The sequence below is a fragment of the Enterobacter cloacae complex sp. SHL009 genome (assembly GCF_049237205.1).
Taxonomy (GTDB): domain Bacteria; phylum Pseudomonadota; class Gammaproteobacteria; order Enterobacterales; family Enterobacteriaceae; genus Enterobacter; species Enterobacter cloacae_M.
Genome location: NZ_JBMKIW010000003.1, coordinates 265,170 through 280,805, shown reverse-complemented (window position 1 = coordinate 280,805; position 15,636 = coordinate 265,170). Strand labels below are relative to the sequence as shown.

The window sequence follows — 15,636 nt, the reverse complement described above, 5'->3', positions numbered from 1 at the left end:
CGCATTTACCCGGAGAAGACCATGCCACGCCCGCTGAACCAGACCGATACCGATTTGAACGCCGACAACCTGCTGCGCCTGCCTGCCGAGTTTGGCTGTCCGGTGTGGGTCTATGACGCGCAGATCGTTCGCGAGAAGATCGCTGCTCTGCATCAGTTTGACGTGGTGCGTTTTGCCCAGAAGGCCTGCTCCAATATTCATATTCTGCGCCTGATGCGTGAGCAGGGCGTGAAGGTCGACTCCGTCTCGCTTGGCGAAATCGAGCGCGCGCTGGTAGCCGGATTCGATCCGAAAGCCGACAGCGACGCGATCGTCTTTACTGCCGATGTGATCGACGAAGCGACGCTTGCGCGCGTCCACGAACTGCAGATCCCGGTGAATGCCGGCTCTGTAGATATGCTGGAGCAGCTGGGTAAGGTTTCTCCCGGCCATCGCGTCTGGCTGCGCGTGAACCCGGGTTTTGGTCATGGTCATAGCCAAAAAACCAACACTGGCGGCGAAAACAGCAAACACGGTATCTGGTATGCCGATATGCCAGCCGCGCTTGACGTGTTGCAGCGTTATAACCTGAAGCTGGTCGGCATTCATATGCACATTGGCTCTGGCGTGGATTATGCGCATCTTGAGCAGGTCTGCGGGGCGATGGTGCGTCAGGTTGTCGATTTTGGTCAGGATCTGGAGGCCATCTCCGCAGGTGGTGGGCTTTCTATTCCTTACCGTGAAGGTGAAGAGGCGATCGATACCGATCACTATTACGGTCTGTGGAGCGCCGCGCGTGACCAGATCGCTGCGCATCTTGGCCATGCTGTGAAACTGGAAATTGAGCCGGGTCGTTTCCTGGTGGCGGAAGCCGGCGTGCTGGTTTCGCAGGTCCGCAGCGTCAAAGAGATGGGGTCTCGCCACTTCGTATTGATTGATGCAGGCTTTAACGATCTGATGCGTCCGTCCATGTACGGCAGCTATCACCACATTACCGCCCTGGCCGCCGACGGCCGTGATTTAACGCAGGCGCCGCGGATTGAGACGGTCGTTGCGGGACCGCTGTGCGAATCGGGTGACGTGTTTACCCAGCAGGAAGGCGGCAAAGTGGAGACCCGCGCGCTGCCAGAGGTCAAACCGGGTGATTATCTTGTGCTGCATGATACCGGTGCCTACGGGGCGTCGATGTCATCTAACTACAACAGCCGCCCGCTGCTGCCGGAAGTGCTGTTTGATAACGGCAAGGCACGGCTGATCCGTCGTCGTCAGACCATTCAGGAACTGCTGGCTTTAGAACTCATCTGATGAAAGTAGGGCCCCGTTGTAACCGAATCGCGTAACACCAGCGTGCCGGTAAACGGCGGGATGGCATCGACCGGCTGGTTTTTTGCCAGCCGGATCGCCTGATCGATGGCCGTGACAATCATATTGTCGATGGGCAGATAAACCGATGAGAGCGCAGGCTCCAGCCATTTCGCGCTTGGGGCATCGTCAAAGCCGAACAGTGAAATATCCTGCGGAATTTTAAGCCCTGCCTGGTGTAACGCTTTGGACGCCCCCAGGGCCATATCGTCGTTACAGGCAAACAGGGCGCTAAACGACACACCGTCGGCAATCAACTCCTTGCACAGCTCGTATCCCCGCGTCATTCCCGCATCGCCGTACTTTATCCGACGCTCGTCCAGGCGAATGCCGTGCTTTTCCAGCGCCTTACGGTAGCCCATCAGCCGCGCTTTCCCGGTTGGGGTGTGGATCGGAACGGTGATACAGGCGATCTCCCGATGGCCCTGGGCGATCAGGTAATCCACGGCCTTAAACGCGGCATCCTGCTGTTCAAAAAATACGCAGCGATCTGGCGCCTGGCTCACTTCGCGGTTAATGACCACCAGCGGCGTTTTCACGGTGTTCATCAGTTTGACGATCGCTTTTTCGCTCATGTAGCGCGTGTAAAGCACGATGGCATCGCACTGGCGATCGGCCAGCATCTGCACGGCCTGTTCTTCCTGTTCCGGCGCGTCGTGACCGTCGGTGACGATCAGCTGTTTCCCGTGAGTTTCCGTCTGCCGCGACGCCTGCTGGAGAAGACGACCAAAGTAAAAGCCGTCGAAGGTCGAGACGACCAGGCCAATGCTGTTGCTGGTCTGGTTAGCCAGCGAACGCGCGAGAAAGTTCGGGCGATAGCCCAGCTCTTCCATCGCAGCAAAGACCTGCTGACGCGTACTCTCTTTAACCTGACCTGTGCCGTTCAGCACGCGCGAGACGGTAGCCTTCGACACGCCCGCACGCAGTGAGACATCCAGCATTGTTGCCATTCTACATTCCTGCTTCCACGTAATGGTTTGCAGTTTAACACAGACCTCACGGCGTATAAGCGATGCGGGAGGCGCAAAACTTCTGCCACGATCACGCTTTTTGGTCACGATTCGTCTGGCCTGCGTGAAGTAAAACGAAATAGTCTGACTCTGGTAAAGTAATCGCCGAACCGAGCTGGGGCGACAGGCCAGCAAATAGACGAGAAAACGCAGGTGAAACGTGAAAAAGATAGCCATCCTCCCGCTTTACCAGGCACCGCACTATGCGGAGCAGGTCACCGACTGGCTCTGGCAGGCCTTTGGCGAAGGGCTTTCCCGGGAATTTTTCCACAGCATTATTGAGCACAGCCAGACGCCGGGAGCATTACCGCTGACCTTTATCGCCGTTGAAGACGAAAAGCTTGTTGGTACGGTAGGGCTCTGGCGCTGCGATTTGATCACGCGTCAGGATCTCTTTCCGTGGCTGGCGGCGCTCTACGTTGACGACGCGTCGCGAGGCAAGGGGCTGGCAGGAAAGCTACAGCAGCACGTTATTACCTGGGCCGCGCAGGCGGGATATGAAGAACTGCACCTCTGGTCTGCCTGCCGCGACTTCTACGAACGTTACGGCTGGCAGTATATCGGTGATGGGCTGGAATACCCCAACACGCGGGTTCACCTCTATCGTTATTCGCTCTGCGCTTCCGCAGGTGAAGCAACGGAGTGACGGCGAACCAGCGTCGGGCTAAACAGATGCGTAATATCCGGCGGCTGGCGCTGTTCAGCCAGCGCTAGCGCCAGCTCGGCGGCCTGCGTCGCCATGGTGATAATCGGGTAGCGTACGGTGGTCAGCCGCGGGCGCACGTAGCGAGAGACCAGCACGTCGTCGAAGCCAATCAGCGAAATTTCTGCCGGAACCTCAATCCCGTTGTCATTCAGCACCCCCATTGCCCCCGCGGCCATGGAGTCGTTATAGCTGGCAACCGCCGTGAAATTTCGTCCGCGACCCAGCAGCTCGGTCATGGCCTGTTCACCGCCGCTCTCATCCGGTTCACCGTAGGCCACCAGACGGTCATTACACGGCAGGCCGTTTTCGCGCAGGGCGTCGTAGTAGCCCTGCAGGCGGTCTTCCGCATCAGAAATCGGATGATTGGAACAGAGATAGCCAATCCGGGTATGGCCCTGTTGAATCAGATGACGGGTCGCAAGCCAGGCGCCGTAGCGGTCGTCGAGGGCCACACAGCGTTTTTCAAACCCGGGAATAATGCGGTTGATGATCACCATTCCGGGCATCTGCTTCATCAGGTGAATCAGCTCGGCATCCGGGATCATTTTGGCGTGAACCACCAGCGCGGCGCAGCGGTGGCGGATCAGCTGCTCGATGGCCTGGCGTTCTTTTTGCTCATTATGATAGCCATTGCCGATCAGCAAAAAATTGCCTGTCTGGTAAGAGACCTGTTCAACCGCTTTCACCATGGCGCCGAAAAAGGGGTCGGAAACATCACCCACTACCAGCCCAATAGTTTCGGTGGACTGCTGGGCGAGCGCGCGGGCATTGGCATTGGGATGATAATTCAGGGATTCCATGGCGGTTTGTACCGCCTGGCGCGATGCGTCACTGGCTTTTGGGGAGTCGTTAATCACTCGAGAGACGGTTGCCACCGACACACCTGCCAGACGGGCCACATCCTTTATTGTCGCCATTCATTACCTTCTTATTGGGGGTAAGCGTTTACACACCAAATAGTGTTGCGGAAAAGCGCCGCCCATTCAAGGGGAGCGGATTTTCGCTCTCTACAAACGTGACGCAGGACAACACTGGTAGTGTAATCGTTACACGCGCAGTCATGTCTGAAGAATGTCAATCTGAACCTTTGGTTACACTTTGCGTCAGGCTGTTGCGATTGTCCGATGGCAAGGATGTTAGAGAGGTTGATACAGTCGAAATCCCAGAGGTATTGATAGGTGGAGTCAACTCCGGTTGATTAACACGCTTACACCAGCCTGCGTTTTTACGCAGGTTTTTTTTTGCCTGAAAGTTCAACCTGTAACAGCAATAGAAAATATTCACACCTGGTTGCACTTCGGCTCATTCCCTTGCGTTTTCCTGCTGGCGAAGCGCAGGTCGAACGACCACAATCAAGATCCCAGAGGTATTGATTGGTGAGAATTCTTAGTACGGTTTCGTACTCATCTCTTGCACCAACCTGCGCGGATGCGCAGGTTTTTTTTCGCCTCCACTTTTGCTGTCGCTCCCGTATCACTTCTCGTGTAATCTGCCACCATTTACTATCAACCCTCCACACTGGCTGGCAAAGGGAGTTGAGATGCTATTTGGGTTCTTCCGTACACTCTTCCGTATTCTTTTTCGCATCCGCGTTACTGGCGATACCCAGGCGCTTCGCGGCGAACGCGTTCTTATCACGCCAAATCATGTTTCCTTTATAGACGGCATTCTGCTGGCGCTATTTTTACCCGTGCGCCCGGTGTTTGCGGTCTATACCTCTATCAGCCAGCAGTGGTACATGCGCTGGCTCACGCCGCTGATTGATTTTGTGCCGCTCGACCCGACAAAGCCGATGATGATTAAGCATCTGGTGCGTCTGGTTGAGCAGGGGCGTCCGGTGGTTATTTTCCCGGAAGGGCGTATCTCCGTGACCGGTTCGCTGATGAAAATCTACGATGGCGCGGGGTTTGTTGCAGCGAAATCAAAAGCGACCGTGGTGCCGCTGCGTATTGAAGGCGCAGAGTTGACCCATTTCAGCCGACTGAAGAGGCTGGTGAAGCAGCGTCTGTTCCCAAAAATCACGCTGCATATTCTGCCGCCCACGTCGTTACCGATGCCGGACGCCCCGCGTGCCCGCGATCGCCGTAAAATCGCCGGGGAAATGCTGCATCAGATTATGATGGAAGCGCGCATGGCCGTGCGTCCGCGCGAAACGCTGTACGAATCTCTGCTTTCCGCTCAGCACCGCTATGGCGCGAAGAAAAACTGCATCGAAGACATCAACTTTACCCCGGATACCTATCGCAAGCTGCTGACTAAGACCCTCTTTGTGGGCCGCATTCTTGAGAAATACAGCATGAAGGGCGAAAAGATTGGCCTGATGCTGCCTAACGCAGGCATCAGCGCGGCGGTGATTTTTGGTGCGGTTTCCCGGGGGCGCATCCCGGCAATGATGAACTACACGGCGGGCGTGAAAGGGCTGACCAGCGCCATCACCGCTGCCCAGATTAATACCGTCTTTACCTCTCGTCAGTTCCTGGACAAAGGCAAGCTCTGGCATCTTCCCGAGCAGCTCACCCAGGTGCGCTGGGTCTTCCTGGAGGATCTGAAAGCGGACGTGACCACCGGCGACAAGCTGTGGATTTTTGCTCACCTGCTGATGCCGCGTCTGGCGCAGGTCAAACAGCAGCCGGAAGATGACGCGATCATTCTCTTCACGTCGGGATCGGAGGGCAACCCGAAAGGCGTCGTCCACAGCCACAAGAGCATTCTGGCGAACGTTGAACAGATCAAAAGCATTGCCGACTTTACCGCGAATGACCGTTTTATGTCGGCGCTGCCGCTGTTCCACTCCTTTGGCCTGACGGTGGGGCTGTTTACGCCGCTGCTGACCGGCGCAGAAGTGTTCCTCTACCCAAGCCCGCTGCATTATCGGATTGTGCCGGAGCTGGTGTATGACCGTAACTGCACCGTTCTGTTCGGCACCTCAACCTTCCTCGGCAACTATGCGCGTTTCGCCAATCCGTATGACTTCTATCGCGTGCGGTATGTGGTGGCCGGTGCGGAAAAACTGCAGGAGAGCACGCGTCAGATCTGGCAGGACAAGTTTGGCCTGCGCATTCTCGAAGGCTATGGCGTTACCGAGTGTGCTCCCGTGGTCTCGATTAACGTACCGATGGCGGCGAAGCCGGGTACGGTGGGTCGAATTCTGCCGGGGATGGATGCGCGTCTGCTGGCCGTGCCGGGCATTGAGGACGGTGGCCGTCTGCAGCTGAAAGGGCCAAACGTGATGAACGGTTATCTGCGCGTGGAAAACCCAGGCGTGCTTGAGGTGCCGACGGCTGAAAACGTCAACGGCGAGGTTGAAACCGGCTGGTACGACACCGGTGATATTGTCCGTTTTGATGAACAAGGCTTTGTACAGATTCAGGGACGCGCGAAGCGCTTCGCCAAAATCGCCGGTGAAATGGTCTCTCTGGAAATGGTTGAGCAGCTGGCGACGGCCGTCTCCGCGGATAAGATGCATGCGACGGTGGTGAAGAGTGATGCCAGCAAAGGCGAGGCGCTGGTGCTGTTTACGACTGACGCTGAGCTTAAGCGCGACAGGTTACTGAGCTATGCGCGTGAACACGGTATTCCTGAACTGGCGGTGCCGCGCGATATTCGCTTCCTGAAGCAGCTCCCGGTGCTGGGTAGCGGGAAGCCCGATTTCGTGACCCTGAAAGGCATGGTTGAAGAGGCGGAACAGCAAAATGCGTGAGTCAGTACACACTAACACATCGCTCAGATCAAAAGGCATGATGGCGGTCATCGCCGCGCAGTTTCTCTCTGCGTTTGGTGATAACGCGCTGCTGTTTGCCACGCTGGCGCTGCTGAAGGCCGAGTTTTACCCCGACTGGAGCCAGCCGATCCTGCAGATGGTGTTTGTGGGCGCTTACATTATCTTTGCTCCGTTCGTCGGGCAGGTGGCGGACAGTTTCCCGAAAGGCCGGGTGATGATGTTTGCCAACGGTCTCAAGCTGCTGGGTGCCGCCAGCATTTGCTTTGGCTTCAATCCGTTTATTGGTTACACGCTGGTGGGCATTGGCGCTGCCGCTTACTCCCCGGCTAAGTATGGCATTCTCGGAGAACTGACCACGGGCGATAAGCTGGTGAAAGCCAACGGCCTGATGGAGTCGTCAACCATCGCCGCAATCCTGCTCGGATCCGTCGCGGGCGGCGTACTGGCCGACTGGCATGTCCTGGCGGCACTGGGCATCTGCGCGGTGGTGTATGGCGGGGCAGTTGTGGCGAACCTGTTTATTCCTAAGCTACCTGTGGCTCGCCCGGGGCAATCCTGGCGCTTTAAACCGATGACAGGCAGTTTCTTTACCGCCTGTCGCGTGCTGTGGCGTAACGGAGAAACGCGTTTCTCCCTGATGGGAACCAGTATGTTTTGGGGGGCGGGCGTCACGCTGCGCTTCCTGCTGGTGCTGTGGGTGCCGGTGGCGCTGGGAATTACCGACAACGCGACGCCGACCTATCTTAACGCGATGGTGGCCATCGGCATTGTGGTGGGAGCTGGCGCGGCGGCGAAGCTGGTGACGCTAGAGACCGTAGCACGCTGCATGCCCGCAGGGATCCTGATTGGCGTCGTGGTGCTGATTTTCTCGCTGCAACATGCATTATTGCCTGCGTATGTCCTCCTCATCCTGATTGGTATTCTGGGCGGTTTCTTCGTGGTGCCGCTGAACGCGTTGCTGCAGGAACGTGGCAAGCAGACCGTCGGGGCGGGGAATGCCATCGCGGTACAAAACCTGGGTGAAAACCTGGCGATGCTGCTAATGCTGGGGCTCTACTCGCTGGCGGTAAAAGTCGGTGTGCCGGTGGTGGGGATTGGCGTCGGGTTTGGCGGGCTGTTTGCGCTGGCGATTGCGGGATTGTGGATCTGGCAACGTCGGCGCTGATAAGTGCGGCCTGATGTCCTCACTCTGGCCCTCTCCTACAGGGAGAGGGAGCAAACCCTAAAAACGGCAACGTGCGTTGCCGTTTTGCTTTTATTACGGCGCAGGATACGTATAAACCTGATGCACCGCTTCAATCTCCGCTAACACCTCTTCACTCAGGTTCAGATGGAAACTCTCAATATTGGTTTTCAGCTGTTCCATCGTGGTCGCGCCCAGCAGGGTGCTGGCAACAAACGGCTGACGACGCACGAAGGCCAGCGCCATCTGGGCAGGGTCAAGACCGTGACGCTTTGCGATATCCACATAGGCGGCAACGGCCTTCTGCGTCTGCTCGCCGCTGTAGCGGGTAAAACGGCTAAAGAGGGTATTTCGCGCCCCGGCCGGTTTCGCGCCGTTCAGGTATTTCCCCGTCAGCGTGCCAAAGCCGAGACAGGAATAGGCGAGCAGTTCCACTTCTTCATATTGCGTCACTTCGGCCAGACCCACCTCATAGCTACGGTTAAGCAGGCTGTACGGATTCTGGATGGTGACGATACGCGGCAGATCGTGTTTATCCGCCAGGTGCAGATAGCGCATTACGCCAAAGGCCGTTTCGTTAGAGACGCCAATGTAGCGGATTTTTCCCGCGCGCTGGCACTCGGTCAGCGCTTCCAGCGTTTCCAGCAGCGTTACGGCGGGGGCACTCTCATTCCAGCTATAGCCGAGCTTACCAAAGCAGTTGGTTGGACGCTGCGGCCAGTGCACCTGATACAGGTCGAGGTAGTCGGTTTGCAGGCGCTTCAGGCTGGCGTCCAGTGCAGCGCGGATATTCTTACGATCGAGGATCTGATTCGGGCGGATCCCGGTATCGTTGTTGCGCGCGGGACCACTGACTTTTGAGGCAATCACCAGCTTTTCACGGTTGCCGCGTTTTGCCAGCCAGTTACCGACGTAGGTTTCGGTAAGTCCCTGCGTTTCCGGACGTGGCGGAACAGGGTACATCTCCGCGACATCAATCAGGTTAATCCCCTGGCTGACGGCGTAATCGAGTTGTGCATGGGCATCGGCTTCGCTGTTTTGTTCACCAAATGTCATCGTGCCCAACCCCAGTTGGCTAATTTCCAGAGCGCTGTGGGGGATACGGTGATAATGCATAGCCGGCTTCCTCAGTAGACTTATAGACCGCGTCAGGGCGTGCCCGACAAAGGAATATAAACATGGCAGAGGGGAAGCAAAAGGGGAAGAAAAAAATCAAAAAGGCCAGCAAGCGACTGACCTCTCTCTGTTTATCGCTCGATAATTTGCGATACTTCGTCGCGATTGATCTGCATTTTATTGCCTTCCTGGTCGCGGTAGCTGACCAGACCGGTATCATCGTCGACTTCGGGTTTGCCGTCGGTCAGGATCATTCGACCGTCTTTTGTCGCCATAACGTAATCGCTGCTACAGCCCGATACGGCAAACGCTAAACCGACTGCTGAAACTAACACTGCCCATTTTTTCATCGTTATCGTCCTCATCTGGCGCGTATCAAATCATAGTTTAGTTTTAACCCGATATTGCAACAGGAGGAAGCGGTAAAATCTTAAAAAGCAGTCGATTATGTTTGGGAGCTCGCAAAATAAGTAAAAAACTATGTTTTTAGAAGAAAATGGCGAGCAAGAAGCGCGCCGGTGAAGTTCTTTTTGAGATAAAAACCGCGCGGCAACGTTAGTATCGGCTCACCCTTCGAGCCGATTGCCTCGGTAAGCGCTTTGCTGTTGGCCGCTTTCGGGCGCAGCTGTAATACTTCTCCGTGCCGGGCGGTGATGCGCTCTACCTGCCCAAGCACGATCATGTCCATCAGCTCTTCCCAGTCCAGACGCAGCTGTTGCTCCTCATCGTCGTTCGGGCTCCAGAGCAGCGGCGCGCCAACGCGACGCTCAGCCAGGGGGATCTGACGCTCACCTTCAACCGGCACCCACAATACGCGCTTCAGCTTGTGGCGAACATGGCAGGTTTCCCACGTCACGCCGGTGTTGCCGGTTAATGGCGCTACGCAGACGAAGGTGGTCTCAAGGGGCTTGCCCTGGCTGTCTATGGGGATGGTTTTTAACTCCACGCCAAGCGCTGCAAAATCCTGCTCGGGTTTGCTCCCTGCGCTGGCGCCCAGCCACAGCTCGAGCAGCATGCCGATCCAGCCTTTATCCCGTTTTAGATCCTTCGGGATCTGAAGCCCTGCCAATGCCGCCAGCTCGCCAAGCGAAAAGCCTGCCAGACGCTGTGCCTGCTGTAGCAACTGGCCCTCGCTGGACGGCGGTGAGAGCAAGGGTGTAAGCGGATGCATGAAGGTAACCTTTTGATTAAAAAATAAACGAAGAAATTGTCCCCTGTGGATAGAGTTTAACTATTTCTGTACCAATATTCCATGTCTATGATTTATAGGTTTTTTTATTGCTTTTAAATCGTTTCACCAGACTCAGAAAACCGGTTGTTCAAATCTGGTCACTGACAATGAACAGGATCTTACACCATGTTATCCACAGAAAAATGGGATAACTGGGTATAACCCTGACTACTGTTTCAATTTACAGCCTTGACGTGCGATGAAAATCGAATTTTCAAACAAATTGTGACTAACTTATTGGCACAATCTGTGGATAAAACCGACGCTGTTCGATCTTTCATCAGTACGACGATCCCTGATGTGACGATCGTCACGCTATTCTGTTTTTTGTTCATAAAAATACATTTAACTTTATGAAAAATATTGAATTATTTGAATGACGCGAAAGCGTTGGCAAAACAGGGTTTGAGGTTGTTCATCGGTAATCAGACACTTCTTCACAACTATATCCACAGAAAAGGTGAATAAAATTCCCTTCACTGCCTCTCATCTGTTTATAACTCAGTACTTATTTGTGAGTTATTCAAATGTTATTAGGTTGCAGCCCTGTAAGAGAGTGGTTTACCGCCTCCCTGTAGTGTGAAACAATCATTCATATATAAGGTTTAATTTGGGGTAGTCCGGTGATTGATGACGATGGCTACCGCCCGAACGTAGGAATAGTAATTTGTAATCGTCAGGGCCAGGTAATGTGGGCCCGGCGATATGGTCAGCACTCCTGGCAGTTCCCGCAAGGCGGGATCAATCCGGGAGAGTCCCCAGAACAAGCGATGTACCGGGAGCTTTTTGAAGAGGTCGGTTTAAGCCGAAAAGATGTTCGCATCCTGGCTTCGACCCGCAACTGGTTGCGTTACAAGTTACCGAAACGTTTGGTGCGTTGGGACACAAAGCCGGTTTGTATCGGCCAGAAACAGAAATGGTTTCTGTTGCAGTTGGTGGGCAACGATTCAGACATCAATATGCAAACCAGCAGTACGCCGGAATTCGATGGCTGGCGCTGGGTGAGCTATTGGTATCCTGTTCGTCAGGTCGTGTCATTTAAACGCGATGTTTACCGTAGGGTGATGAAAGAGTTTGCAAGTGTGGTCATGCAGCTTCAGGAGATCCCGCCTAAGCCGCAGAGCGCACCTGCATGGCGACGTAAAAGAGGTTAAGCTACGCAAATCATGCTCACCCGCTTGCGAGAAATAGTCGAGAAGGTGGCCAGTGCTCCGCGTCTGAACGAGGCGCTGAATATTCTGGTCACTGACATCTGTCTTGCGATGGAGACCGAGGTCTGTTCGGTGTATCTGGCCGACCACGATCGGCGCTGCTATTACCTGATGGCGACCCGTGGTTTGAAAAAACCACGTGGACGCACCGTCACGCTCGCCTTTGATGAAGGTATCGTGGGTCTGGTTGGGCGGCTGGCTGAACCCATCAACCTTGCTGATGCGCAAAAACACCCCAGCTTTAAATACATCCCTTCCGTAAAAGAAGAGCGCTTCCGCGCTTTCCTTGGCGTGCCGATTATCCAGCGTCGCCAGCTGCTCGGCGTGCTGGTTGTCCAGCAGCGCGAGCTACGTCAGTACGATGAAAGCGAAGAGTCTTTCCTCGTCACGCTGGCCACGCAGATGGCGGCGATCCTCTCCCAGTCCCAGCTTGCCGCGCTCTTTGGTCAGTATCGCCATACGCGCATTCGTGCCCTTCCGGCATCGCCAGGCGTAGCGATTGCGGAAGGCTGGATGGACGCCACGCTGCCGCTGATGGAGCAGGTTTACGAAGCCTCTACGCTTGATGAAGCGCTTGAGCGCGAGCGTCTTACCGCCGCGCTGGAAGAGGCGGCGAATGAATTTCGTCGTTACAGCAAGCGCTTTGCCGCAGGCGCACAGAAAGAGACGGCGGCCATCTTCGACCTCTATTCGCATCTGCTCTCCGACGCGCGTCTGCGTCGTGAGCTTTTTGCGGAAGTGGATAAAGGCTCGGTCGCAGAGTGGGCGGTTAAGAAGGTCATCGAAAAATTTGCCGACCAATTTGCGGCACTGACCGACGGTTACCTGAAAGAGCGGGCTGGCGATCTCCGCGCCCTGGGACAGCGTCTGCTGTTCCATCTCGATGACACCATTCAAGGGCCGAATGCCTGGCCAAAACGGTTTGTTCTGGTCGCCGATGAACTCTCGGCAACGACGCTGGCTGAACTGCCCCAGGACAGGCTGGCCGGTGTGGTGGTGCGCGATGGTGCCGCCAACTCGCATGCCGCCATTATGGTGCGCGCGCTGGGTATCCCAACCGTTATGGGGGCCGATATCCAGCCGTCGGTACTGCACCGCCGTACGCTGGTGGTTGACGGCTATCGCGGTGAGCTGCTGGTCGATCCTGAGCCGGTTTTGCTCCAGGAATACCAGCGACTTATCAGCGAAGAGAATGAATTAAGCAAGCTGGCGGAGGATGACGTTAACCTGCCCGCACAGCTTAAGAGCGGAGAGCGGATCAAAGTCATGCTCAACGCCGGTTTAAGCCCTGAGCATGAAGAAAAGCTTGGCAGCCGCATCGACGGTATTGGCCTGTACCGTACTGAAATCCCGTTCATGCTGCAGAGCGGTTTCCCCTCCGAAGAGGAGCAGGTGGCGCAGTATCAGGGGATGCTGCAGATGTTTAACGACAAACCTGTCACCCTGCGAACCCTCGATGTCGGCGCGGATAAACAGCTGCCCTATATGCCGATCAGCGAAGAAAACCCGTGCCTGGGCTGGCGTGGGATCCGCATTACGCTCGATCAGCCGGAGATCTTCCTGATCCAGGTGCGTGCAATGCTGCGCGCCAACGCGGCGACGGGCAATCTCAGCATCTTACTCCCGATGGTCACCAGCATTGATGAGATCGACGAGTCCCGGCGACTGATCGAACGTGCCGGCCGTGAAGTGGAAGAGATGATCGGCTATGCGATCCCGAAACCGCGGATCGGGGTGATGCTTGAAGTGCCGTCTATGGTCTTTATGCTGCCGCAGCTGGCAAACCGTGTTGATTTTATCTCTGTCGGCACGAACGACCTGACGCAATATATTCTGGCCGTCGACCGTAACAATACGCGTGTCGCCAGTATCTACGACAGCCTGCACCCGGCGATCATTCGCGCGTTAGCGATGATTGCCCGCGAAGCGGAACAGTACGGCATTGATTTACGCCTGTGCGGTGAAATGGCCGGGGATTCAATGTGCGTTGCGATCCTGATTGGTCTGGGATACCGCCATCTGTCGATGAACGGTCGCGCTGTCGCCCGCGTGAAGTACCTGCTGCGGCATATCGACATCAACGATGCCCGCGAGCTGGCTGAACGCAGCCTTGACGCGCAGCTGGCAGCAGAGGTTCGTCATCAGGTCGCAGCGTTTATGGAACGACGCGGTATGGGCGGCCTGATCCGCGGCGGCCGCTAATCATCTTTCTGCCTCTCCCTCCGGGAGAGTGCTCCAGCGCGCATAAAACCCTATACACATCTTTTACATCTCTGGCGCATCCTCCGCGCCCGCCTTGTGCTATGATTCGCAACTTTGGAGCCTCTGCTTACGGCAGAATCGCATTTCTACCGCTGTCCACTTTCAGCGGAATAACAACATCTTGTGGTGACAGATGAACAGTGGTTATCTGCATTTTCCGGAATTTGATCCGGTCATTTTCTCAGTAGGACCTGTTTCGCTTCACTGGTACGGTCTGATGTACCTGGTGGGCTTCATTTTTGCCATGTGGCTCGCTGGCCGTCGCGCCAGTCGTCCGGGCAGCGGCTGGACGAAAAACGAAGTTGAAAACCTGCTCTATGCGGGCTTCCTCGGCGTGTTCCTCGGTGGCCGCATTGGGTACGTGCTGTTCTATAACTTCCCGGTGTTTCTGAATGACCCTCTCTATCTGTTCCGCGTGTGGGACGGCGGCATGTCCTTCCACGGCGGCCTGATTGGGGTGATCCTGGTGATGGTGATTTTTGCCAAACGCACCAAACGCAACTTCTTCCAGGTTTCAGATTTTATCGCACCGCTGATCCCGTTTGGTCTCGGCGCTGGCCGTCTGGGTAACTTTATCAACGGTGAGCTGTGGGGCCGAGTCGACCCGAGCGTGCCGTACACGATGCTCTTCCCGGGCTCCCGCGCAGAGGATATCGCGCTGCTGCCATCACACCCGGAGTGGCAGTCCATTTTTGATACCTACGGCGTTCTGCCGCGCCATATGTCTCAGCTGTACGAGCTGGCGCTGGAAGGCGTGGTACTGTTTATCATCCTCAACCTGTTTATCCGCAAACCGCGTCCGATGGGCGCTGTCTCCGGCCTGTTCCTGATTGGCTACGGCGCATTCCGTATTATCGTCGAGTTCTTCCGTCAGCCTGACGCACAGTTTACCGGCGAATGGGTACAGTACATCAGCATGGGGCAGATCCTCTCCATTCCGATGATTGTCGCGGGTGCCATTATGATGATTTGGGCGTATCGTCGTCGTCCACAGCAACAAATTTCCTGAGGAACCATGAAACAGTATCTTGAATTGATGAAAAAAGTGCTCGACGAGGGCACGCCGAAAAACGACCGCACCGGCACCGGTACGCTCTCCATTTTTGGCCACCAGATGCGCTTCAATCTGCAAGAAGGCTTCCCACTGGTGACGACAAAGCGCTGCCACCTGCGCTCGATCATTCATGAACTGCTCTGGTTCCTGCAAGGCGATACCAACGTTGCGTATCTGCACGAAAATAACGTCTCAATCTGGGACGAGTGGGCAGATGAAAATGGCAACCTGGGCCCGGTTTACGGCAAGCAGTGGCGCGCCTGGCCGACGCCTGATGGTCGCCATATTGACCAGATCACCACCGTGATGAACCAGCTAAAAAACGATCCGGACTCGCGCCGAATCATCGTTTCCGCCTGGAACGTCGGCGAGCTGGATAAAATGGCGCTGGCGCCGTGCCATGCGTTCTTCCAGTTCTATGTGGCGGATGGAAAGCTTTCTTGTCAGCTCTACCAGCGCTCCTGTGACGTGTTCCTCGGCCTGCCGTTTAACATTGCCAGCTATGCGCTGTTGGTCCACATGATGGCGCAGCAGTGCGATCTGGAAGTGGGTGATTTTGTCTGGACCGGTGGGGACACCCATCTTTACAGCAACCATATGGAACAGACGCATCTCCAGCTGACTCGCGAACCGCGTGCTCTGCCGAAGCTGATTATCAAGCGCAAACCGGCATCAATCTTCGACTACCGCTTTGATGATTTCGAGATTGAGGGCTATGACCCGCATCCGGGCATCAAAGCGCCTGTCGCTATCTGATGCGATAAAGCGTGACACAACCGGTGCTCTTTAGCGCCGGTTTTT

Annotated in this window: 13 protein-coding genes; 8 read left to right on the top strand and 5 right to left on the bottom strand. The window is 55.7% G+C overall.

What is annotated here, in order from left to right:
* Positions 1–21: 21 nt before the first annotated feature.
* Positions 22–1,284 (top strand): diaminopimelate decarboxylase, encoded by a 1,263-nt coding sequence (lysA, locus tag ACOTZC_RS10060; RefSeq protein WP_248169578.1) that lies wholly within the window; start codon positions 22–24, stop codon positions 1,282–1,284.
* On the opposite strand, the gene ACOTZC_RS10055 is transcribed toward lysA, so the two are convergent.
* Positions 1,254–2,291, bottom strand: a complete 1,038-nt coding sequence (locus tag ACOTZC_RS10055) for a LacI family DNA-binding transcriptional regulator (protein WP_045404611.1) — start codon at positions 2,289–2,291, stop codon at positions 1,254–1,256. The genes lysA and ACOTZC_RS10055 overlap by 31 nt on opposite strands.
* Positions 2,292–2,520: 229 nt before the next feature.
* Here ACOTZC_RS10055 and ACOTZC_RS10050 point away from each other — a divergent pair, with 229 nt between their 5' ends.
* Complete coding sequence (locus tag ACOTZC_RS10050) at positions 2,521–2,997, top strand: GNAT family N-acetyltransferase (protein WP_032668263.1); 477 nt, start codon at positions 2,521–2,523, stop codon at positions 2,995–2,997.
* Here the strand turns inward: ACOTZC_RS10050 and galR are convergent.
* Entirely contained in the window at positions 2,958–3,974 is a 1,017-nt protein-coding gene (galR, locus tag ACOTZC_RS10045) for an HTH-type transcriptional regulator GalR (RefSeq protein WP_023309052.1), read from the bottom strand. The genes ACOTZC_RS10050 and galR overlap by 40 nt on opposite strands.
* 623 nt (positions 3,975–4,597) lie before the next feature.
* Between galR and aas the strand changes: the two genes are divergently transcribed.
* Together aas and lplT are read left to right on the top strand one after the other, a co-directional pair.
* Complete coding sequence (aas, locus tag ACOTZC_RS10040; RefSeq protein ID WP_421635750.1) at positions 4,598–6,757, top strand: bifunctional acyl-ACP--phospholipid O-acyltransferase/long-chain-fatty-acid--ACP ligase; 2,160 nt, start codon at positions 4,598–4,600, stop codon at positions 6,755–6,757.
* Positions 6,750–7,943 (top strand): lysophospholipid transporter LplT, encoded by a 1,194-nt coding sequence (gene lplT, locus ACOTZC_RS10035; RefSeq protein ID WP_047060028.1) that lies wholly within the window; start codon positions 6,750–6,752, stop codon positions 7,941–7,943. Before aas ends, lplT begins: the two co-directional genes overlap by 8 nt.
* A gap of 93 nt (positions 7,944–8,036) precedes the next feature.
* On the opposite strand, the gene ACOTZC_RS10030 is transcribed toward lplT, so the two are convergent.
* From ACOTZC_RS10030 to mutH, 3 genes are all read right to left on the bottom strand, one after another.
* A complete protein-coding gene (locus ACOTZC_RS10030) occupies positions 8,037–9,077 on the bottom strand; it encodes an NADP(H)-dependent aldo-keto reductase (protein WP_023309049.1) in 1,041 nt (346 codons plus the stop codon).
* A 131-nt stretch (positions 9,078–9,208) separates the two neighbouring features.
* Entirely contained in the window at positions 9,209–9,427 is a 219-nt protein-coding gene (locus ACOTZC_RS10025) for a YgdI/YgdR family lipoprotein (protein WP_008499668.1), read from the bottom strand.
* Between the two features lie 128 nt (positions 9,428–9,555).
* Positions 9,556–10,248, bottom strand: a complete 693-nt coding sequence (gene mutH / locus ACOTZC_RS10020; RefSeq protein ID WP_047173537.1) for a DNA mismatch repair endonuclease MutH — start codon at positions 10,246–10,248, stop codon at positions 9,556–9,558.
* 683 nt (positions 10,249–10,931) lie between these two features.
* On the opposite strand from mutH, the gene rppH reads away from it, so the two are divergent.
* From rppH to thyA, 4 genes are all read left to right on the top strand, one after another.
* The gene (gene rppH, locus ACOTZC_RS10015; RefSeq protein WP_013098553.1) at positions 10,932–11,462 is read left to right on the top strand and encodes an RNA pyrophosphohydrolase; all 531 of its coding nucleotides are present in this window, start codon (positions 10,932–10,934) and stop codon (positions 11,460–11,462) included.
* Between the two features lie 12 nt (positions 11,463–11,474).
* On the top strand, positions 11,475–13,721 hold the full coding sequence (ptsP, locus tag ACOTZC_RS10010) for a phosphoenolpyruvate--protein phosphotransferase (protein ID WP_023309047.1): 2,247 nt from the start codon (positions 11,475–11,477) through the stop codon (positions 13,719–13,721).
* Between the two features lie 193 nt (positions 13,722–13,914).
* Positions 13,915–14,790 carry a prolipoprotein diacylglyceryl transferase gene (gene lgt / locus ACOTZC_RS10005; RefSeq protein ID WP_023309046.1) on the top strand — a complete coding sequence of 292 codons (876 nt, stop codon included), beginning with the start codon at positions 13,915–13,917 and terminating at the stop codon, positions 14,788–14,790.
* A 6-nt stretch (positions 14,791–14,796) separates the two neighbouring features.
* Complete coding sequence (thyA, locus tag ACOTZC_RS10000; protein ID WP_014885081.1) at positions 14,797–15,591, top strand: thymidylate synthase; 795 nt, start codon at positions 14,797–14,799, stop codon at positions 15,589–15,591.
* Positions 15,592–15,636: the final 45 nt, after the last annotated feature.